Origin of the sequence: Trabulsiella odontotermitis, from assembly GCF_001297775.1 — a bacterium.
Lineage (GTDB): Bacteria > Pseudomonadota > Gammaproteobacteria > Enterobacterales > Enterobacteriaceae > Trabulsiella > Trabulsiella odontotermitis.
Genome location: NZ_LIFX01000005.1, coordinates 185789 through 207896 on the forward strand (window position 1 = coordinate 185789; position 22108 = coordinate 207896).

Annotated in this window: 15 protein-coding genes; 2 read left to right on the top strand and 13 right to left on the bottom strand. The window is 57.5% G+C overall.

From position 1 onward, the window contains the following. Positions 1 to 14 precede the first annotated feature (14 nt). The 8 genes from AOY23_RS08280 to mocA form a co-directional block, all read right to left on the bottom strand. On the bottom strand, positions 15 to 1382 hold the full coding sequence (locus AOY23_RS08280) for an NCS2 family permease (RefSeq protein WP_054178934.1): 1368 nt from the start codon (positions 1380 to 1382) through the stop codon (positions 15 to 17). A 29-nt stretch (positions 1383 to 1411) separates the two neighbouring features. Continuing rightward, positions 1412 to 2728, bottom strand: coding sequence for a guanine deaminase (gene guaD, locus AOY23_RS08285; protein ID WP_054178933.1), 1317 nt, complete (start codon positions 2726 to 2728; stop codon positions 1412 to 1414). A 14-nt stretch (positions 2729 to 2742) separates the two neighbouring features. Next, positions 2743 to 4137 (bottom strand): nucleobase:cation symporter-2 family protein, encoded by a 1395-nt coding sequence (locus AOY23_RS08290; RefSeq protein WP_054178932.1) that lies wholly within the window; start codon positions 4135 to 4137, stop codon positions 2743 to 2745. A 168-nt stretch (positions 4138 to 4305) separates the two neighbouring features. Beyond that, on the bottom strand, positions 4306 to 7176 hold the full coding sequence (locus AOY23_RS08295) for a molybdopterin-dependent oxidoreductase Mo/Fe-S-binding subunit (protein ID WP_054178931.1): 2871 nt from the start codon (positions 7174 to 7176) through the stop codon (positions 4306 to 4308). Beyond that, complete coding sequence (gene ygfM / locus AOY23_RS08300; RefSeq protein ID WP_054178930.1) at positions 7173 to 7952, bottom strand: molybdopterin-dependent oxidoreductase FAD-binding subunit; 780 nt, start codon at positions 7950 to 7952, stop codon at positions 7173 to 7175. Before ygfM ends, AOY23_RS08295 begins: the two co-directional genes overlap by 4 nt. A 48-nt stretch (positions 7953 to 8000) precedes the next feature. Further along, on the bottom strand, positions 8001 to 9335 hold the full coding sequence (gene ssnA / locus AOY23_RS08305) for a putative aminohydrolase SsnA (RefSeq protein ID WP_054178929.1): 1335 nt from the start codon (positions 9333 to 9335) through the stop codon (positions 8001 to 8003). After that, positions 9332 to 12436: a putative selenate reductase subunit YgfK gene (gene ygfK, locus AOY23_RS08310; RefSeq protein ID WP_054178928.1), complete on the bottom strand. Its 3105-nt coding sequence runs from the start codon at positions 12434 to 12436 to the stop codon at positions 9332 to 9334. Before ygfK ends, ssnA begins: the two co-directional genes overlap by 4 nt. 323 nt (positions 12437 to 12759) lie before the next feature. Further along, the gene (mocA, locus tag AOY23_RS08315; protein ID WP_054178927.1) at positions 12760 to 13335 is read right to left on the bottom strand and encodes a molybdenum cofactor cytidylyltransferase; all 576 of its coding nucleotides are present in this window, start codon (positions 13333 to 13335) and stop codon (positions 12760 to 12762) included. A gap of 34 nt (positions 13336 to 13369) precedes the next feature. Here mocA and yqeC point away from each other — a divergent pair, with 34 nt between their 5' ends. Continuing rightward, a complete protein-coding gene (gene yqeC / locus AOY23_RS08320; RefSeq protein WP_054178926.1) occupies positions 13370 to 14137 on the top strand; it encodes a selenium cofactor biosynthesis protein YqeC in 768 nt (255 codons plus the stop codon). A gap of 48 nt (positions 14138 to 14185) precedes the next feature. Continuing rightward, entirely contained in the window at positions 14186 to 15811 is a 1626-nt protein-coding gene (gene yqeB, locus AOY23_RS08325; protein ID WP_054178925.1) for a selenium-dependent molybdenum cofactor biosynthesis protein YqeB, read from the top strand. A 37-nt stretch (positions 15812 to 15848) separates the two neighbouring features. Here yqeB and arcC read toward each other — a convergent pair whose 3' ends face one another. The 5 genes from arcC to ygeW form a co-directional block, all read right to left on the bottom strand. Next, a complete protein-coding gene (arcC, locus tag AOY23_RS08330) occupies positions 15849 to 16781 on the bottom strand; it encodes a carbamate kinase (protein WP_054178924.1) in 933 nt (310 codons plus the stop codon). Between the two features lie 18 nt (positions 16782 to 16799). After that, positions 16800 to 18218, bottom strand: a complete 1419-nt coding sequence (gene hydA, locus AOY23_RS08335) for a dihydropyrimidinase (protein ID WP_054178923.1) — start codon at positions 18216 to 18218, stop codon at positions 16800 to 16802. Between the two features lie 56 nt (positions 18219 to 18274). Continuing rightward, positions 18275 to 19486 (bottom strand): YgeY family selenium metabolism-linked hydrolase, encoded by a 1212-nt coding sequence (locus AOY23_RS08340; RefSeq protein ID WP_054178922.1) that lies wholly within the window; start codon positions 19484 to 19486, stop codon positions 18275 to 18277. A gap of 63 nt (positions 19487 to 19549) precedes the next feature. After that, positions 19550 to 20749, bottom strand: coding sequence for a diaminopropionate ammonia-lyase (gene dpaL, locus AOY23_RS08345; RefSeq protein WP_054178921.1), 1200 nt, complete (start codon positions 20747 to 20749; stop codon positions 19550 to 19552). A 61-nt stretch (positions 20750 to 20810) separates the two neighbouring features. Beyond that, a complete protein-coding gene (ygeW, locus tag AOY23_RS08350; protein WP_054178920.1) occupies positions 20811 to 21998 on the bottom strand; it encodes a knotted carbamoyltransferase YgeW in 1188 nt (395 codons plus the stop codon). Positions 21999 to 22108 lie beyond the last annotated feature (110 nt).

Genomic DNA, 22108 nt, shown 5'->3' on the forward strand with positions numbered 1-22108 from the left:
CGCCGGGCAGTTTGTCAGATGGCCCAGCCACCCGCGTAGAAGACAACCAGCACCACCGCGATAGCGATCGTCCCGATATTCAGTTTCTGCCATTCCCGCGCAAACACGCGCCCGACCACCAGCGTCACAAATCCGAGCATGATGCCGGTTACGATATTACAGGTCAGCACGATAAACACCGCGCACACCAGACCCGACATCGCATCAATGAAGTCGTTAAAGTCGAGTTTCGAAACGTTGCTCAGCATCAGCAACCCGACGTACATCAGCGCAGGTGCGGTGGCGTAACCGGGGATCAGGTACGAGAGCGGTGACAGGAAAAGCACCAGCAGGAACAGCACACCGACCACCACCGCAGTGAGACCGGTTTTGCCGCCCGCGGCGGTTCCTGCTGCGGATTCGATATACACCGCCGCCGGTGCCGCGCCGACCAACCCGGAGAAGATAGAACTGACCGAGTCGCTGGTCAGCGCTTTGCCGCCGTTGATGATCTGATTGTTTTCATCCAGCAGGTTCGCCTGCCCGGCGACAGCGCGGATGGTGCCGGTGGCGTCAAAGACGGCGGTCATCACCAGCGCCAGCACGCTCGGCAGCACATACGGATTCAGCGCGCCCATAATATCGAGGGTGAAGATCAGCGAATTGCCTTTGTCATCGGTCAGCGACGGCATCGCCACCAGCCCGTGGTATTTCACCGCCGGATCAAAAATCAGGCCGATGATCGAAATCCCGATGATCGTCAGCAGGATCCCGCCGGGAATTTTGCTTTTCTCCAGACCAAAGATCATCGCCAGACCCAGCAGACTCATCATCACCGGGAAGGAGGTAAAGGCGCCAAGCGCTACCGGCAGGCCGTCGAGCGGGTTTTTGATCACCAGACCGACGCCGTTGGCGGCAATCAGCAGCAGGAACAAACCGATGCCGATCCCGGTGCCGTGGGCGATCCCCATCGGCAGATTACGTAAGATCCATGAGCGCACGCCGGTCACTGAGATGGCGGTAAAAATTACCCCCATCAGGAATACCGCGCCGAGCGCCACGGGAATGGAAATGTGCTGGCCCAGCACCAGGCTGAACGCGGTAAACGCGGTCAGTGAAATGGCGCAGCCGATCGCCATCGGCAGGTTCGCCCACAGCCCCATCAGCAATGAGCCAAACCCTGCGACCAGACAGGTCGCGACAAACACCGCGCCCGGTGAAAACCCGGCTTTGCCCAGCATCCCGGGAACCACAATCACCGAGTAAACCATCGCCAGGAAGGTGGTCAGGCCCGCCAGAATCTCCTGGCGTACCGAACTGCCACGTGCGGAAATCTTAAAATAAGCATCCAGGCCACCGCGCGGGTTAGCGGCGCCGGGAGTGCGTAGTGAATCGTCTGCCATAGTGGTATCCCCTGCAGAAAGTGTTTTTATCAGGTACGTTCATAAACCAGACGGCCATCGACATACGTGCGATAAATCGAGCGATCGTCGCCCAGGGTAATCATGACGAACAGCTTATCGATGAGAGACGCCGAGTTGTCGTAGCGCAGCTGTTGAAGCGGCGTTGCGGTCGGCTCCAGCACGACAAAATCGGCCTCTTTGCCTGGATGGAAATTGCCAATACAGTCATCGAGACCCAGCGAGTGGGCACCGCCCAGCGTCGCCAGATAAAACGCTTCATACGCTGACAACCGGCATCCCTGCAGTTGCATGACTTTGTAGGCTTCGTTCAGCGTTTGCAGCATATTGAAGGTGGTGCCAGCGCCGATATCGGTCCCGACGCCCACGGCGACGTTCTTGTGCCAGGCTTTTTGCAGATTGAACAAGCCGCTGCCGAGATACAGGTTAGAGGTCGGGCAGAACGCGATAGCGGAATGCGTATGGCTCAGGCAGTCCCACTCTTTCTCTTCCAGATGCACGCAGTGGGCGAACACGGATCTTTTCCCCGTGAGCCCGTAGTGGTGGTAAACATCAAGGTAGCTCTCCCGCTCCGGGAACAGTTCTTTGACCCAGGCGATTTCTTCCACGTTTTCACTGAGATGCGTATGCACCCAGGTATCGGGAAATTCTTCGCGCAGTTTGCGGGCCATTTCCAGCTGTTCTGGCGTAGAAGTAGGAGCGAAGCGCGGCGTAATGGCGTAGAGCAAACGGCCATTTTTGTGCCAGCGTTCAATCAGTGCTTTGCTTTGTAGATAGCTTGATTCGGCGTCATCCAGCAGATATTCCGGCGCGTTGCGGTCCATCATCACCTTGCCGGCGATCAGCCGCATATTGATGTGGCTGGCCGCCTCGAACAGCGCATCCACCGACTGCGGGTGTACAGTGCCAAACACCAGCGCCGTGGTGGTGCCGTTGCGCAGCAGTTGTTTGAGGAAAAACGCGGACATTTCCCGGGCGTAATCGAGATCGGCATAGCGCTGTTCCGTCGGGAAGGTGTGTTTGCTCAGCCATTCCAGCAACTGTTCGCCGTAAGCCCCGACCATTTCGCACTGCGGATAATGGATGTGGGTATCGACGAAGCCCGGCACAATCAGCTTACCGCGGTAGTCACGAATGCGAACGCTGGCGGGCACGCGGGATTTTCCGTCCTGCCACTCACCAAACCATTCTACTTTTCCGTTGCGAACCAGTAGTAAGCCATCCTCAACAAAACGCAGCGCGGATTCGATCTCTTCGGGATGATCCACCGCGCGGGTGACATCAAGAAACGCGCCGCGAATGGCTTTAATGGTGTGTTCTCCTGACATACATAATTCCTTAGTTATTCCAGTTCATTGATGCTGGTGGCGGCGGTTTTGCGCTCGTCGCGTCTGAGGGGGATGAGCAGGTTGAGCGCAATCGCGGTCAGCCCTCCGGCACAGATGGGATTTTCAACCAGCACGTAAAGTGATGCGGGCAGCACCTGGAAGATAGCGGGATCGTAAGAGACGCCCAGGCCCAGGCCTAACGAGGTGGCAACGATCAGTGTTTCCCGGCGCCGTAGCCCGTTGGAGATGATGATGCGGATCCCGGCGATGGCGATCATCGAGAACATCAGCGTCATGGCGCCGCCAAGCACCGGCGATGGGATCGTTGTGAAAAATCGCCCGAAGCCGGGGAACAGGCCGAGCACGATCAGCATGATGGCGATAAAGCGCCCGACGTAGCGCGACGCGACGCCGGTCATCTGGATCACCCCGTTGTTTTGCGCAAAGGTGGTGAGCGGTAAGGAGCCAAGCGCAGAGGCAATGACGGAAACCAGTCCATCTGCCAGCACGCCGCCTTTCAGCCGTGATTCATACTCTTCGCCTTTGATCGGCCGCTGCGACACCATCGCGGTGGCGGTGATATCGCCCACCGCTTCCAGCACGCTCAGCAAATAGATGGTGCCGACCACCAGGAAGTGATGAAAATTAAAGGAAAAACCATATTTGAACGGCTGCGGTACGGTAATGATCGGCAAATTATTCAGGCTGCTGAAATCCACCATCCCGAGGAAAAACGAGACGACATAGCCCACCAGCAAACCGATGGCGATCCCGCTCATGCGCAGTAACGGGCTGCGCATGCAGTTGAAACCGATGACCACCAGCAGAACCAGCAGACCGACACCGATATTCTGATAGTTGCCAAAGGTGCCGCTGCTTTTTGCCGCAAAGCCACCGCCGAAATCGATAATGCCGACTTTGATCAGGCTCAGGCCGATCATCAGCACCACGATGCCGCTGACCGTGGGCGTAATGACGCGCCGGAGGTAGGGGAGAATAAACGACGAGCCGACCACCAGAAACGCCCCGACGAACGAGACGCCCAGCAGGGACGACATGATTAACTCTTCATGTAATCCATCGCTTTTCATGCTGCTACCGAGCGCAATCATCACGGTAACAAAAGAAAAATTGACCGACTGGATCGACAGCAATCCGGAGCCGATGCAGCCGTAGCGATGGACCTGTAGCCAGGTGCCCACACCGGAGGCAATCATCGCCATCGACACCAGATAAGCAGTGGTATCGGTCGAGAGTTGTAATGCGGTACCGACAATAAGCGCCGGGGTGACCATGGGCACAAAGATGGCGAGCAAATGAGTAATTGCGCCAATCAGGCTCTGGTTTACGGGCGGCTTATCTTCCAGCTGATAAATAAGATCTGAATCAGTTCGGGTAATATCAGACATCCCTTTACTCCTTCCTGGTAAATTTGATTATCTGATTCAACTGATAACTATCTGCTAGCCAGTAACAGCGTCATACCGAGGGCAGACAGCCCTGTGAATTCATGTCATGTGGTCATCAGCCATGGGCTGACGGTGGTTGTGTTGGGGCCGCAGCGCGGCCCCGCGTGGTTACAGTTTTCCAAGTGCGGTGAGTATTTTCTCCGGAGTGAAATGCCATTCGCGCAGCCACACGCCGCAGGCGTCATGGATGGCGGTCGCAATCGACGGCGCAGCGCCGTTGACGCCAATTTCAGAGATGGACTTGGCGCCAAACGGGCCGACCTTGTCATCGCTCGGCACCAGCACGGCACGGAAATCGCGCGGTATATCGCCGATTTTCGGTGCGCCGTAGCTGCGCAGATCGCGGGTAATCGGGTGGCCTTCGTCGTCGTAGAGGATCTCTTCCGACAGGCTGTGACCGATGGCGCGCAGAGAGGCGCCGTAGATTTGCCCGAGCGCCAGGTCCGGGTTGACCGGCGTTCCGCAGTCGAGCAGGGCATAGAACTTCTCAAGGCGGATTTCGCCGCTGCGCAGGTTCACCGCCACTTCTGCGAAGTTAGCGCCATACGGGAAGGCGAAATCGGGCGTGATGTAGCAGGCCGACGCCACCAGCGAGCCAAAGCCAGTGCCGGTTTCGCCTTTATGGGCGATCTCGGCAAAACTGACTTCGCCGCGTTGACCGCGCACGATACCCGGTGCCACCAGCACCACATCTTCCAGCGGTTCGCCGATCATCTGCGCGCCGTGGAACAGAATTTTCTCGCGCAGATTTTCTGCCGCTATTCGCGCCGCGTTACCGGAGAAGCAGGTGCCGGACGAAGCATACGCACCTTTATCAAACAACCCGTGGTCGGTATCGCCAGAGATAACATGCACATCCGCCAACGGGCAGTGCAGCACTTCCGCGGACAGCTTGGCGACCACGGTATCCAGTCCGGTACCGATGTCCGCTCCGCCGGAATGGACGATAAAGGTGCCATCTGATTCCAGCTTGATCATGCAGTTGGCCTGATCGATATCCGGGATCCCTGATTTCTGCATGATGATCGCGACGCCGCGACCGATGCGCCAGTCGCCGTCGTGCGGTTTTGGGGAATCCCACTGGATCAGATCACGCCCCTGACGGAGGATCTCCTCCAGCGCACAACTGGCGGCGGTAGGCACCGACGTCGGCGCTTTACCTTCACCGATCGCCCCGAGGATTTTCAGCGGCTGACCTTCATGCACGCGGTTGCGCTCGATGATCTCCAGTTGATCGATATTCAGTTGTTCGGCCAGCTCCGCCAGCGCCATGGTGATGGCAAAGTTGCCTTTCGGCGCGCCATACCCCTGATACGCCCCCGCCGGGCACATGTTGCTGTAGTAGGTAGTGACCTGGAAATCTACGTTATCGCAGGGGTACAGCGGCAGCGATAATGCCGGGCCATTGGACGGCACGGTGAGTGAGTGGTTGCCAAACGGCCCCGTATTGGCGCGGAAATCCATGCTGATCGCGGTCAGACGACCATCTTTTTTGGCACCCAGTTTGACCGTCACTTTCGCCACGTGACGCGAGGTGTTGGCAATAAACTCCTCTTCGCGGGTATAGCGGAAATAGACCGGGCGACCGGTCACGCAGGTGGCCCAGGCGCAGACCTCTTCCAGCAGGATGTCCTGTTTCGAGCCAAAGCCGCCGCCGACGCGCTCTTTAATCACGTGGACTTTGTTCTGCTTCATGCCGACGATGCGCGCCACCTGACGGCGGACGTGCCACGGCACCTGGGTGGATGCGTGGATCACCAGCCGATCACCATCCATGCGGGTAAAGCAGATGTGCGGTTCCGTCGGGCATTGTTGCGCCTGTGTGGAACGGTAGGTGCGCTCAATAATCACGTCCGCTTCCGCGAAGCCGCGTTCCATATCGCCGATGTGGCCGTGCAGGCTGGCAGCGATGTTTTTGTGCGGACGGGAGCCGATCGGGAAGTTGATGATCATGTGCTCGCCGCGCTGTGCCGCGTGGCGGTTGTCCTCTTCCAGCGTATCAGGCGCACCCGCCACATAAATGACCGGTTCGTCATGCACCACTGGCGCATCTTCTGCCATCGCCTCATCAATGGAGATCACTGGTTTCAGCAGCTCGTATTCCACCTCGATAAGTTTCAGCGCGGCGAGGGCAATTTCTTCACTTTCTGCTACCACGGCGGCGATGCGATCCCCGACATGGCGCAGCTTTTTGCTGAACATGCGTCTGTCGAGCGGTGACGGCTCTGGCGCGCTTTGCCCGCCAGGAGTGTAGTAAATATCCGGGCAGTTAAGGTGTGTAATGACGTGAACGACGCCGGGCATGGCCTCGGCTTTACTGACGTCGAGACGGGTGATGATGGCGTGCGGGTGCGGGCTGCGCAGCATTTTAATCACGCAGGCGTCCGGGGTGATCCGGTCTTCAACGTAGCAAGGTTTCGCCTGTACCATTTTGGCGGCGTCGGATTTCGGGTGCACTTTGCCAATCAGGGTCAGATCGTCACGGAACGTCGGCGCATAGTGGGCGGCAAGCTGCGGGTTTTCCTTGCGTGCCACGGCCAGTTCGATGACCTGATAAAACTGCTGATAGCCCGCATCGCGGCTGAACAGCCCGGAAAGCGCATCGTCAATCTCTTCGCGGGTCGGGTTGGCGATCCTCTCCAGCAGATCAGTGATGATCAGCGCCGCCGCGGGATCGTTGAAGCCGGACTGCACTACGCCCACATCGACCATCGCCTGCTGCACCAGGCTCAGCTGATTCCAGCTTCCCAGCGATTCGGCGGTGATCACCGTCGCGCGGTCCAGTTGCGCGGCGATCAGCAGCGAGGCGTTAACGATGCGGCCATTAAACAGGATGGCATCGGAACCGGCGAAACCAAACCCGTCGTCGCTGTTGCGCACGGAGTGCATACCGAGCGAGAACAACAGGCGCTGGACGTTTTCGCCAGGCGCCACTTTCAACTCTCGTGCGCCGCCATTCAGAGTGAAATGAATGATCATGCTAATTGTTCTCCCATCTGCTGGCAGTCGGCGTAGAGATCCGCCACGACAACGCCAGCGATATAGCGTTTGTAAGCGACGCTGCCGCGAAGATCCTCTCGCGGGAATACGGCGGCGCGAACGGCCATTTCCAGGGCGTCGCCTTCCAGTTGCTGGGCTTCGACGTCACGCAATCGGATCGGGATATCGGCAACGCCATCCAGCGCGATACGCGTTTCGCCCTCATCGGTAAGGGCCACGGCTGCCGTGATCACGGAGAGCCCGGCATGTGAACGGCTGATCCTGCGGGTCGCGCAGGCGCGGAAAGGATCGTGAATGATGATTTCCGTTAACAGCTGGTCGTCGGGCGAGGCAAGCCAGGCTTCCAGCGGCAGGGTGTCGCCATTGGCAAAAACCAGTAACGCATCCAACGCCAGCAAAACCGGCAGCAGCACAGATTCCTCCTGCCGCGCGGCGATTTCACCGCCGAGGGTCGACTGATTTCGCAAATGGCGGGAGTCGATGAATCCCAGCGCGTCGTGCAGGGCGTCAGGAATAAAATGCAGCTCTCGCAGCGTCTGGAGCCGGGTCATGAGGCCAATACGCAGGCAGCCGTTATCCCAGTCTGCCCAGTCGAGCGACAGGTCTTCGAGGGCAATCGCGATGCGTTTATCCGTGCGGCCCGGCGCTGCGTTGAGCTTGCTGCCACCGGCAAACCAGACGGCCTGCTCTTTGTAGTGGCGTTTCAACTCCAGTGCCTGTTCGATGGAGTCTGGTCGGAAAAATTGCTCTAACATGATTCATCCTCTTCGGCTCCTCCCCGCGGCGGGCGGGGAGGGACAGGGTTAGTTCAGCGCATCCATGCGTTGCCATAGCCGGGCGGCAACCTTCCTGGCTTCGGCAAAGATAGGTTCACAATCAAAGGTGAACTGCCGGTCCTCGTAGACCATGACGCCGTTGACCATCACGCTGTTCACGCTGCTGGCGCCGAGGCCAAACGCGATATGACCGGCAATGTTTTCCGCGATGAGCGGCGTCGGGGAGGCGTAATCGCAGATTGTCAGATCAGCCTTGTAACCTGCTTCCAGTCGGCCAAATTTGGCGTGGAAGTTGCGGCTCAGCAGGGCGTTGCCGTTACTTAGCGCGCGGGCAAAGCTGTCTGGCCATAACGGGCCGCCAGCGTCGCGGTGTTTGAAGAAGGCGAATTTCATCTCTTCAAACATGTCCGAACCGATGCCGTCCGTCCCCAGCGCGAGGTTACGGATTTGCGTCAGATGATGGTTGTAACCGACCTGGTTGTTCATGTTGGAACGGGCGTTATGCACCAGGAAACCGTCGTGGTCATTGAGCAGACGAATGTCGGTTTCAGAAAGATAAAGACCGTGCGCGACCAGCGTTTTACTGGTGATCAGGTCATAGTCGGCCAGCCTTTCCAGCAGATCTTTGCCGTAATGATGGTGGCTGTGCGAGACGTCATAGCGGTCTTCCGCCGCATGGATATGTAACCCGCGATCCGTCGCTTTAACCGCTTCACGCAGCATCGACAGCCCTTCGTCGGAAACGGTGAACGGCGCATGGGCGCCGATATGCGCTTCCACCAGCCAGGGTTCCGTGCCTTTTTCACGCGCGCTGTCAATTTCACGGGCGAAGCGGATATTCTCTTCCACGCCTGCCTGTTGCTCTTTCAGACCGCCGTTACGATCAGTGGTCTCGAAGCAGGTCATGCCGCGCAGTCCCACTTTGAGGAACGCGTTACGCAACTGGCTCAGCGAGCCCGCAATGTAATTGGGCGAGGCGTGGTGATCGATAACTGCGGTACAGCCGCTACGGATGGCTTCCATCGAGCACACCAGCCCGCTGTAATACAGAGATTCTTCATCCAGCGCGCGATCGAGTTTCCACCACAGATTTTTGAGCGTCGAGATGAAGTCCGGGCAAGGGGCGATGTTGGCCTGAATACCGCGTGACAGGCCAGAGTAAAAATGGTTATGCGAGCAGACGATGCCCGGCATCACCAGACGGCCATGCATCTCTTTCACCTGGGCTTGCGGATAGCGCTGGCTGAGTCCGGGGCCGATGTCGTGGAGGATATCGCCCTCAATGGCGATATCGACGTTTTCCATCACCATCGCCGGATAGAGTTGTGCGGCGGTGACATTTTTCAAAATTAACATGCTTATACCTCCACGCTGCCGAGCAGATAGTGATGGTGCTGATGCACATGGCTGATGATGCGGCAGGTGGCGTCAAGCTGCGGCGGTACCTGCTCAAAGCTGCCCTGTTCATCGATGTTCAGCACCCAGGTCTGGTTGTCCTGGCGGACGTGTACGCGCGCGTCCTCGACCAGGAAGCCGGGGTTGGTGCTGTTGGCGAAATCCTGAGGCAGGCTGAAAATGGTGAGCTTGTCTTTGTAGGGCTTACCCTGCCACGGGCAGAACTGCGCGCAGTTGCCGCATTCGTTGCAATAGGCATCGAGATGCAGCGTCTGAAAACGGTTCTGGAACCCCGGCACGGCAATGGAGACGTTGGCGCGGTTTGGGCACACATCCACGCATTTGCTGCACACGTAGTTACATTCCAGACAGCGGGAGGCTTCCTGCGCCACGAAGGCGTCGCGGTCGTCTTTATCCACCAGCGCGATGGAGATAGATCCTTTGCGGCGATAGATATCTGCCGGATCGACGTTGTTCCAGCGTTTGTCGCCGTGATGCGAACGGATGTTTTCCCGCGCAAGAATGACATCGGTGGCTTTACGGGCGTTACCGATGGCAGAGACGATCGAAGACGGGCCGCGTTGCACGTCGCCGATCAGGAACACGTCTGGCTTGCGGGTTTCGCCGTCGGCGTTGACTTCCGGCCAGCCGCGCGCATCCAGCGGGACGCCCATCGCGCCCAGCGCGTCGGCATCCTGTTGTTCGCCGATGGCGGTGATCAGCGTATCAACCTGCATAGTGCGGGTTTCGTCGGTCTCTACCGGGCGGCGGCGACCTTTTTCATCGGCCTCGCCCAGTTTCATCACCCGTACAGTCAGCGTGCCGTCGCGATCGAATTTTTCCGGGTTACTGAGGAACTGGAATTCAACGCCGTCATGCAGCGCCTCTTCGTACTCTTCGCGCCAGGCAGGCATTTCCTGCAGCGAACGGCGATAGACGACCGTCGCTTTTTCCACGCCCGGAATGCGAAGTGCGGTGCGCGCGCAGTCCATTGCGGTGTTCCCTGCGCCCACCACGACAACATGTTTGCCGAGCTGTAAGGATGTGCCGAGATTGTAATCACGCAGGAACTGCAGCGATTTCCAGACGTTCTGGTTATCGCCCGCCAGCTTCACGCCGCTGTTTTTCGCGGTACCGGTGCCGACCAGCACATATCTGAAGCCTTCCTGTTTTAGCTGATCCACCGTCAGGTGCGGATCGCAGCCGTAAACGATGTTAACGCCGTGGGCGACCACGAAATCAATGTCGTGCTGGATGAGTTCGCCAGGAATACGGAATTGCGGAATGATATTTCTGACCACGCCACCCGCATTTTCTTCGCGTTCGAACAGCGTCACCGGGTGCCCGGCACGGGCAAGGAAATAACCCGCCGCCAGCCCCGCCGGGCCTGCGCCAATCACCGCGACCGGGTTCAGCGAACCGGAGCCCGCCGGTTTATGCCAGCGCTGCTGATACTCGTTCCAGCCTTTTTCCAGCGCGACCTTTTTCAGTTCGCGAATGTTCAGCGCGCTGTCGTAGTCGAGACGCGTGCAGTTGTACTGGCACTGGTGATCGCAAATATGGCCAGTGATGGCGGGCAGCGCGTTACGCTGGTAAATCAGTTCCAGCGCATCGGCGTAACGGTGCTCGCCCATCAGGCGGATGTATTCCGGGATATCTTGTTTGATGGCGCAGGCTGTGACGCACGGTGCCACATAGCAGTCCGTCATTGGCAGTTTTTCGCCGACATCAATACGCTCTTCTGGTTTCCAGTGTTTCTGTGTGTACTCCATGCTGACGGCACGTTCCGCGAGGTCATTCAGGCGGGCGACATTAACGTGGTTCATTTCCCAACCGTCGGCCTGCTCCAGCTCGCGCATGCATTCGCTCAGGCGCAGATAGCCACCGGGTTTCAGCAGATCGGTCGCCATGGTGATGGGGCGAATGCCGGTTTCAAAAATATCTTTGATCGTGAGCTGGCTGGCGCCGCCGGAATAGGAGATCGGCAGTTTGCCGTCGAACGCGCGGGAGAGCAGGGCGGCGACGTTGATGGAGAGCGGGAACAGCGCGCGGCCTGACATGTACATTTCATCGCCCGGCAACGCGCCTTTGTTGTTGATGGTACCGAGTGTGTTGGTCAGCTTCACGCCAAAGCCGAGTCCTTTCTCTTTCGCCAACGCCATCAGACGTTGCAGCATCTCCAGCGCCTGGCCGATTTTCAGATCATGCTCGAAAGACTCTTCTTTCAGGCCGACATAATCAAAGCCGCAGGTATCGAGGATTTCACGCACGCGCTGATAGCCCAGCAACGTCGGGTTGAGCTTCACAAAGGTGTTAAGCCCTTTCTCTTCCAGCATGTAGCGGCAGATGGCTTCGATTTCGTCCGGCGGGCAGCCGTGCATGGTCGACAGGGTGACGCCATGAACCATTGTTGCCGGAATGTGCTCCGTCAGTGTGGCGAGCTGGAAGCGAATATCTTCAAGCTGGTGGCGGCGGAGGAATGCGTCATCGCGCAGCCAGCGGTCCAGCGTGTCGCGATAGAGCGCGAATTTCGGATGCGCGGCGGCGTTCATCATGTTGTCGATGAACTGCTGCATCGGCGGCTGTTTAATACCGTCGAGGTTATAGCCCACGCTCATGTTGAAGATGAAGGATTTCCCGGCGCGGGTCGGGGTGAGCGGGAAGATGGTTTCCAGCAGATGCAGCACAAACCAGGCTTTCAGGTATTCGTCCCAGGCTTTCAGCAGCGTAAATTCAGTGGACCATTCGGTGTTGAAGCACTCGTCTTCGGCGTCGATACAGGGCTTTTCCAGCTCCAGCCTGTCGAGGATCTGCACCGTTTTCAGTTCGATGAATCGCCCACCCGTCAGCCATGAGGTAATGATGTTTTGCGCGAGCTGGGTATGCGGCCCGGCGGCCGGGCCAATCGGCGTCGCGCAGGTTTCACCAAACACACTGAGCTGATGCTCTTTCACCGGTGAATAGAACTGCTCTTCAGGAATACCGAAAATTGAATGGTGGTTCTGGTATTCATCAAAAATGCGCGTCAAAAGTTCCTCAAACGGAATGGGACGCATGATATCCCCCATAACCCTCTCCTTAGTTTCATATACACAGCGGTGTATCAGGTGGAATCAACATGGCCGGAATGGCAGTCACTCCGGCGGATTGGGTTAGTCAGAGCAACATTCGCACCAGTTATTACCGTGGAGGGAAGGAAGAATGAAAAAATGTGAAGCGTCTCGAAAGTTAAGGTCGGTTTGTGAATTATCTCACGTCGGTTAAATGAGAATTACACTCACTCATTTCACCGCGAGGGTTATATTTCTCAAATATCATTTTTAACTATCATAATGATAAATTCGCCTGCGAAGAGTTTATTTACGGGCGCGCAAACGATTAACTGGATAAATTAATCCTGATAATTATCTTGCAGGTTGATAAAATCTTGCGGCGTATCGATATCAAAAATGATTTCCGGTTCTTCCATGTCGATACAGCGATGTTTCCCGGCCAGCAAGGCGTGGCGCATCGAGTGGGTTTGCCGTTGAGTCACGGCGGTTTGCAGCGTGGACTGGTTGAGCAGCACCGGGTGTCCTGGCGTATGGTTGTGGTGCGGAATAAGGGCGTAATCACCGCGTAACGCCCAGAGTTTACTGAAGATTTTTTCATTGAGGCAGGGGATGTCGCCGTGGGTAATAAAGCAGTATTCACTCTCCACCCGGCGGGCGCCTGCGGCGATGGAAGAGAAGAGCCCGTCGGCATAATCAGGATTATCTACCAGCAGAAGATTATCGTTTTGCACATAGCGCTGATGTAACTCATCGCGACGAAAACCGGTGACTAAAATAATACGCGAGCAAAACTGCATCGCATTTTTAATACTTGCATCAAGAATTGTTCCCTGTTGCCAGGGTAACATCATTTTCCACTGTCCCATACGAGAAGATAATCCCGCAGCGGTAATAATACAGTCGATCTGTTGCATAGCGTACTCAATATAACCAGAAGCCGTTTAGCGAATGGAAAATATACCTCAACGTGAAACCCTGTTTTGTGATTTGGGCGCATTTGTTCGCCCGCTGGTGATATCCGCCGTCGGCGCAGGGGGAAAAACCAGCACGCTGTTCTGGCTGGCAGATCTTTTCCGTCAGGCGGGCAGACGCGTGCTGATCACCACCACTACCAATATGTTCCTTCCCGCTGAACGGTGCCCCGTTATGCTGTGTCGCGATCCCGCCCAACTGCCTGCCGCATGCTTGCAACAACCGCTGATGGCCTGCTTCTCCCGCTGGTTGCCGGAGGTCGGCAAAGTGCGCGGGTTTACCCCGGAAACCCTCGATGCGCTGGCGGCGCGTGCTGAATGCGACGTTATTCTGGTCGAAGCTGACGGTGCTCACGGTTTTGCCATTAAAGCGCCAGATGAGCACGAACCTTGCATACCTCAAACCAGTCATTGCGTAATTGCGGTCACGGGCGGGGGAATGCTCGGGCAACCGGTGGGGCCAGACAATGTCCATCGCTGGCCGGTGTTTTCCCGTATCACCGGCATGGCGCCGGGGAATACGCTGGATCTCCCGGCGTTATGTCGGCTGGTCAAACACCCACAGGGCGCGTTCAAGGGCACGCCGTCAGGCTGTCGTCGGGTCTGGCTGCTGAACCAGATTTCTCAAAATGAGAAATTCTCCACGCCGCTGTTTTCCGCCGTACTGGATAACGGCGAGACCGATGTCGTCTGGTTGGGCGCCGTGCAGGAAACCCCGGCAATTACACGCAGACTGGTGAGATAACGACGCCGGGCATCCGGCGTTATTGAAGGGATATCCATTGAGGTTTTTATGAATATTTTCTCAGAAGCTGCAAAACTCGAAGAACAAAACCGACCGTTCGCCCTGGCGCAGATTGTTGACAGCCGGGGCTCCACGCCGCGCCATTCCGCACAGATGCTGGTGCGTGAAGACGGGACGATCAGCGGGACTATCGGTGGCGGAATGGTGGAGCGCAAAGTCATTGATGAAGCGCTCGACGCGCTGAGAGAAAAGAAACCGCGTATGTTTCATGGCCGCATGGCGCGAAATGGCGCCGATGCCGTGGGTTCCGACTGCGGTGGCGCGATGTCGGTCTACATCAGCGTTCACGGTTTACGGCCGCGTCTGGTGCTGATTGGCGCCGGGCACGTTAATCGCGCGATTGCGCAAGGCGCCGCGCTGCTCGGCTTTGAAATCGCTGTCGCCGATATCTACCCGGAGAGCCTCAATCCTGACTATTTCCCGCCTTCTGCCGAATTACTGCATGCCGATTCCTTCTCCGCGGCGGTGGAGCAACTGGACATCAAACCCGACAACTTCGTCCTGATCGCGACCAACAATAAAGACCGTGAAGCGCTGGATAAACTGATTGTTCAGCCGGTGGCGTGGCTCGGGTTGCTGGCCAGCCGCCGTAAGGTGCAGGTCTTTCTGCGGCAGATGCGGGAAAACGGTGTGGATGAAAACGACATCGCGCGTTTGCATGCGCCGGTGGGGTTTAACATTGGCGCCGAAACGCCGCATGAAATCGCCATCAGCGTGCTGGCGGAGATCTTACAGGTAAAAAATCACGCCGCAGGCGGGTTGATGATGGCGGCGCCGCATCCGTCACAACATCAGCGCGTGGTGATCCGTGGCGCGGGCGATATCGCCACCGGTGTGGCGCTGCGTCTCTGGCATGCGGGGTTCAAAGTCATCATGCTGGAAGTGGAAAAACCGACCGTGATCCGCCGCAGCGTCGCATTCGCGCAGGCGGTTTTTCAGGGTGAAACGCAGGTCGAAGGGGTGACGGCGCGACGGGTTGCGTCAGCGGAAGAAGCCATTAGTGCTGCCGACAACGGAGTGGTGCCGGTACTGATTGATCCGCTGTGCCAGTCGCTCGAACTGCTGAAACCGGGGTGTGTGGTCGATGCCATTCTGGCGAAAGAAAACATGGGCACACGCCGCGAGATGGCGCCGATCACCATTGCGCTCGGGCCAGGTTTCAGCGCCGGAAAAGACTGCCATGCGGTGATCGAAACCAACCGTGGTCACTGGTTAGGGCAGGTGATTTACCAGGGCGCGGCGCAGGAAAACACCGGCATTCCCGGCAATATTCAGGGTCACACGTCTCGCCGCGTGATCCGCGCGCCGGTGGCGGGAGTGATGAATGCCTGCGTTCAGCTCGGCGACATCGTCAGTGAAGGGGAGTTGATTGCCCGTATCGGTGAAACCGACATTCTGGCGCCACTGTCGGGTATGGTGCGCGGGCTGTTGAATGACGGGCTGGTGGTGAACAGCGGCTTTAAAATTGGTGATATCGATCCGCGCGGGGCGTCTGCTGATTTTACCAGCGTTTCTGACAAAGCCAGAGCGATTGGCGGCGGGGTACTGGAAGCGCTGATGACGCTGATGCATCAGGGCGTGAAATCCACCCGCGAACTGGTGACGGTGGCATAAAAAAATGGCCCCGGTAGCGGTGCTCCGGGGCCGGTTGTTACTGGCTGATGACCGTGCCGGTCTTACCTTCAATCCCTTCTTTGGCTTTACTGAGCACTGTAATTAACGCCTCGCGCCCCGGACGGGAACGGGCAAACGACGCGGCGGCTTCCACTTTCGGCAGCATCGATCCTTTCGCAAAATGCCCTTCGGCAATGAAACGTTCAGCATCGCTGAGCGACAGTCGATCAAGCCATTGTTCGTTCGGTTTGCCGAAGTTGATCGCCACTTTTTCCACGGCGGTGAGGATGATCAGCATGTCGGCATCAATCATCGCCGCCAGCGTCGCGCTGGCCCAGTCTTTATCAATCACCGCGCTGGCGCCGCGCAGATGGTTTCCTTCACGGGTTACCGGAATACCGCCGCCACCCACAGTGATCACCACCTGACCGGCGGCCATCATTGCTTTAACGGATTCTTTTTCGATGATATCGACGGGCTTCGGCGAAGCCACGACGCGGCGATATCCGCGACCTGCATCCTCTTTCATGGTGTAGCCCTGGCGGCTCAACTGCTCCGCGTCGTCTTTGCTGAAGAAGGAGCCAATCGGCTTCGTCGGGTTCTGGAATGCCGGATCATTAGCGTCGACTTCAACCTGCGTGATGAGCGTCGCCACCGGGACGTTCATCCCACGGGACAGTAGCTCTTCACGCAGCGCGTTTTGCAGATCATAACCAATGTAGCCCTGGCTCAGCGCCACGCAGACTGACATCGGCAGCATCGGAGTGTGCGTTTCGGTTTTCGCAGCCGCTTCAAACGCCAGATTGATCATCCCGACCTGCGGGCCGTTACCGTGCGTGACAACAACCTGATGTCCCTGAGCGATAAGATCCACAATCGCCTGAGCGGTGAGTTTGACCGCTTTCATCTGCCCGGCAAGGTCGTCGCCTAAGGCATTCCCGCCCAGGGCGAGAACAATTTTCTTACTCATCCATTCCTCTCTTTATGGTTATTGACCCGGCAGGGAAACGCTCCCGTCCACGGGTGATGTTGGTGCGGTAAACGGTTTTCGGCGCAGGAAGCGGCCCTGCCCGGCAACGCCGGAAAAGACGCCATCGTGGTAAATGACTCTGCCGTGGGAGAGCGTCTGCCGGATGGCGCCCTGGCATTCGAAACCTTCCCAGGGAGAGTAGTCCGCGTTGTCATGCAGTTCGGCGTGGCGAATGGTGGTGCGCTGGCGCGGATCGATAATCACAATGTCGCCATCGGCGCCCGGCGCGAGCAGCCCTTTTTGCGGCCACAGGCCAAACAGCTTCGCCGGTGTGGCACTGGTCAGCGCCACGAAACGTTCGGGCGAAATACGGCCGCTCATCACGCCGTGGGAGAACAGCAGCAGCAGGCGGTTTTCCACGCCGGGTAAACCGTTCGGACAACGGCTGAAATCGCCGCCGGACAGTTGCTGGCGCTGCGTATGCGAGAACGTGCAATGGTCGGTAGCCACGACATCGACTGCGCCGTCGCTGATGCCGCACCACAGCGCGTCGTTGTTACGCGCATTGCGCAGCGGTGGGCTGAGAAGATAGTTCAGCGCGTCTTCGCGTTCGTAGCAGCGGTCGTCCAGCAACAGGTATTGTGGGCAGGTTTCCACCCACACTGGCTGGTGACGTGCCTGCGCCAGACGCAGGTAATCCAGCCCCAGCCCGTTAGACAGATGGACGATATACAGCGGCGCGTTGCCTGACAGTTTCGCCAGGTTGATCATGCGGGCGATGGCTTCGGCTTCGCACTCTTCCGGGCGACTCAGGGCGTGATACTTCGGCGCGGTTTTCCCGGCAGCAAGAAATTCGAGGCGTTTGCGGTGGATAGCCGCGTCATTTTCAGGGTGAACGGTGGTCAGCGCGCCCGCCTGATGAAGATGTCGCAGCGCCTGCAGCACCTCGTCATCATTCAGTTTGTACTGGTAAGTCAGGTAGAGCTTAAAGCTGCTGATCCCGGCTTCCACCATCATTGGAATCTCATCCAGAATGGCGTGGTTGATATGTTGGATCACGCCGTGGAAGCTGTAGTCGATCACCGCTTTGTGTGCGGCATAACCGTGATACACCTCCAGCTGGTGATGCAGTTTGCATCCGGCGGGACCAAACCCCATGTGATCAATGATGGTTGTTGTACCGCCACACGCGGCGGCGCGGGTGCCGGTAAAAAAATCATCACAGCTGCGGGCCATGCCCGTATCAATATTGAAGTGGGTATGCACATCGACACCACCCGGCATCACATAACAGCCGTCGGCATCGATCACCTCACAGGGAAGTTCAGGCGAAATGTGGTCGGCAATCTGGCGAATAATGCCGCTTTCGATGAGCAGATCCTGTTTCGCTTTTCCGTCAGCGTTAACCACCGTTCCGTTTTTAATCAGTACACGCATAGCTGCAAACTCCGGCCTCCCGCCAGGACAGTGGCGGGAGGCATTACAGGTGATGATTACGCTGTTGCCAGCCAGCTCAGTGGGATGGCAGCGTACATCGCGGCGCAGGTCACCAGATGTGCTTTCCAGGTTTTCTCGTTCGGCGCATGGGCTTCCGGCTCTTTACCCGGACCAAAGCCGATCACCGGAATACCGTGGCGGCCCATAATGGAGACGCCATTGGTGGAGAAGGTCCACTTATCGACGACCGGCGACTGTCCAAACAGCCCTTCATAGGCGTTGCTCAGCGCTCTGACGGTGAAGTGATCTTCTTCGACTTTCCAGGTCGGGAAATAGCACTCAGTCGGGTAAACCAGGCCGGTCCAGGACGGACGGTCATAGTTGTACATTGACACCACGGCATTCGCTTTCTTCACGGCTGGCAGCGCGCGGATCTCTTCCAGCGCGCCTTCCCAGGTTTCGCCCCAGGTCAGACGACGGTCAATGGAGACCGCGCAGCTGTCAGCGACGGCGCAACGGCTCGGTGAAGTGAAGAAGATTTCGGAGACGGTCAGTGTGCCCTTGCCGAGGAACTCGTCATAACCGAGACGCGCGGAAAGCTCCTGCAGGTCGTTGAGAATGGGGCCCATTTTAAAGATGGCGTTATCACCGCGCTCTGGCGCAGAGCCGTGGCAGCTGACGCCCTGCACGTCAATGCGGATCTCCATGCGACCGCGCTGGCCACGGTAGATCTGGCAGTCGGTCGGTTCGGTACTGACAACAAACTCCGGGCGGATGCCGGATTGTTCAATGATGTACTGCCAGCACAGGCCGTCGCAGTCTTCTTCCTGCACAGTACCGGTCACCAGCAGGGTATATTCATCTTCCAGCCCCAGATCTTTGATGATCTTCCCGGCATACACCATGGATGCCATGCCACCTTCCTGGTCAGACGCGCCGCGTCCGCCGATCAGCTCATCGGTTTCCATCCCTTCGTAGGGATCGAAATTCCAGTTTTTAATGTTGCCGATTCCCACGGTATCGATGTGCGCGTCCATCGCCACCAGGCGCGGACCGTGGCCGATATAACCTAAAATGTTGCCCATCGGATCGATAACCACTTTATCGAAGCCGACTTTTTCCATCTCTTCTTTGATGCGGTGAATCACGCGTTTTTCATCGCAGCTTTCGCTGGGAATGGCGATCATGTCGCGTAAAAAACGGGTCATGTCTTCCTGATAGTGATTTGCTTTTTCCAGAATCAGTTTGAATGGAATGTGCTTAGCCATCGGTAATTTCTCCAGTCCTTTCTGCCCCGCCTGACGGGGCGAATATGTATCAATGTGGTGGGATTAACGTGTTGCCGGATGTTTGCCTTCCCAGACCACTTCCCGATAATGTTTCGCGTCGGTATCGCCTTCGGTGCTGATCACCAGCACCACGGAGTCGCGGTCCAGCCCCAGTTTTTGCATCAGGGCGTCGCGCTGCGGGTGGTAATGAATGGCGGCGAGAATGCCGGTGCCAACGGCGCCGGATTCACCGGAAATCACCCGCGGATCGTGGCCCAACGGGTTGCCGAGCACGCGCATGCCGAGCGCCGCTACGGCGTCCTGGCAGGAGATAAATTGCGTCGCGCAATTACGCAGCACTTCCCAGCCGAGCGGGTTAGGTTCGCCACAGGCCAGACCGGCCATGATGGTCGCCATGTCGCCGCCGACGTTAACGATTTGCCCCTTCACGCCGGAACGGTAGATGCAGTCGGCCAGTTCCGGCTCCACGACAACCGAGTGGAGGTTGCTGGCGCCGTAGACATCCACCAGATAACCCAGCACGCCGCCCGCCATCGCGCCGACGCCTGCCTGCAGGAAGACGTGAGTGGGGCGGCTGATGCCCATTGACGTCATCTGCTCCACCGCTTCGTCAGCGAGGGTGGCGTAGCCTTGCATAATCCAGGTCGGGATTTTGGTGTAGCCTTCCCAGGCCGTGTCCTGCACCACTTCCCAGCCATTCTCCTGCGCCACTTTCATGGTGTAGCGCACGGTGTCGTCGTAGTTCATGTCGGTGACGATGCATTCGGCACCGAGTTTCAGGATTGCGTCGACACGCTCCTGCGCAGAGCCTTTCGGCATGTACACCACGGCGTTCTGCCCAAGCTGTTTGGCCGCCCATGCCACGCCACGACCGTGGTTACCGTCAGTGGTGGTGGCGAAGGTCATTTTTTCTTTGATCGTGGTTTTGATGGTGTCGAAGGAAAAATCGTTGATGTTTAACTGGTATTTTTCACACAACAACCGTGCGATCGCGTAAGAGCCGCCAAGCATCTTGAAGGCGTTAAGACCAAAGCGTTGCGACTCGTCTTTGACGAGAATATTTTTTACGCCCAGCAAGGCTGACAAGTCTTTCAGCGCATACAGCGGCGTCGGCTGATAGCCGGTAATTTTCTGATGGAAATGCCGCGCCTGTTGCGCCTGCCTGCGTGAAAAGAGCGGTGACGTCTCGCCGTTAAAATAGCGATTGTCGGCAATATCAATTTTGAGAGAGAAAGCAGACATATTCTGTCCTTATCCTTCATAACAGTGAGTGACAGACCGACCCGCAGGCCGGCCTGACGTGTTATTTGAGGCGCGCTTGCGCTTCCTTGAGCAACTGGTCCAGCAGAACGCCGGGGCGGGCGTATTTACGGGCGAGGATCATGGCGGCGATGATGTACGGCTTCCAGCTCGCCTCTTTGTAGGTCGCGATGCGGTATTTTTCGAAGACCGCTTCGGTCACTTCCCCTTCGGCACAGGACACGCCGGTGATATCCGCGGGCAGACAGTGCATGTAGAGAGCGTTGCCGTTGCGGGTCAGCTTCATCATCTCTTCAGTGCAGTGCCAGTCTTTGTGGTTGGCATTCTGCGCCAGACAGGCTTTTTCCAGCGTTTTCAGGCCATCGTGATCGCTGGCGCGCAACAGTTCGGTGCGTTTTTCCATGACCTTGTAAGGCGCCCAGGATTTCGGATAAACGATGTCGGCATCTTTGAAGGCCTCGGCCATGTTGGTGACCTGAGTGAAGCTACCGCCGGAGGCTTTAGCGTTATTTTTCGCCACTTCAATGACGTCCGGGATCAGGTCGTAGCCTTCCGGGTGCGCCAGCGTGACGTCCATGCCGAAGCGCGTCATCAGACCGATGATCCCCTGCGGTACCGAGAGCGGTTTGCCGTAGCTTGGGGAGTAAGCCCAGGTCATGGCGATTTTCTTGCCTTTCAGGTTTTCCAGCGAGCCAAAATGCTCACGTAACCAGGCGAGGTCAGCCATTGACTGCGTCGGGTGGTCGATGTCGCATTGCAGGTTGATCAGCGCCGGGCGCTGCGGCAGCACGCCATGCTTGAAGCCATCGTCGAGCGCGGCCCCCACTTCACGCATGTAGGCGTTACCGGCGCCGAGGTACATGTCGTCGCGAATACCGATGGCATCAGCGCAGAACGAGATCATATTGGCGGTTTCACGCACCGTTTCACCGTGCGCGATCTGTGATTTCCCTTCGTCGAGATCCTGCTGCGCCAGACCTAACAGGTTCAGCGCCGAGGCGTAAGAGAAGCGGGTGCGGGTGGAGTTATCACGGAAGACGGAAATGCCCAGGCCGCTGTTGAACACTTTGGTTGCAATGTTCTCGGCCCGCAGCGTTTTTAAAGCCGCCGCGACATCCAGTACCTGCTTCAGTTCATCCGGGGTTTGTTCCCACGTCAGGAGAAAGTCTTTCTCGTGCAGGTGGGAGTTGCGTGTGTTGATATCCTTAATCAGCTCGTTAACTGTTTTCATCGTAAAGTCCTGGTAGTGAATGACTGGCGTTATGACCTTGTGGCTGCGCAGTCGAAGAACGAACGTTCCAGGAAACGACTGCCAGCGATATTCACTGCTTAACAATAAGT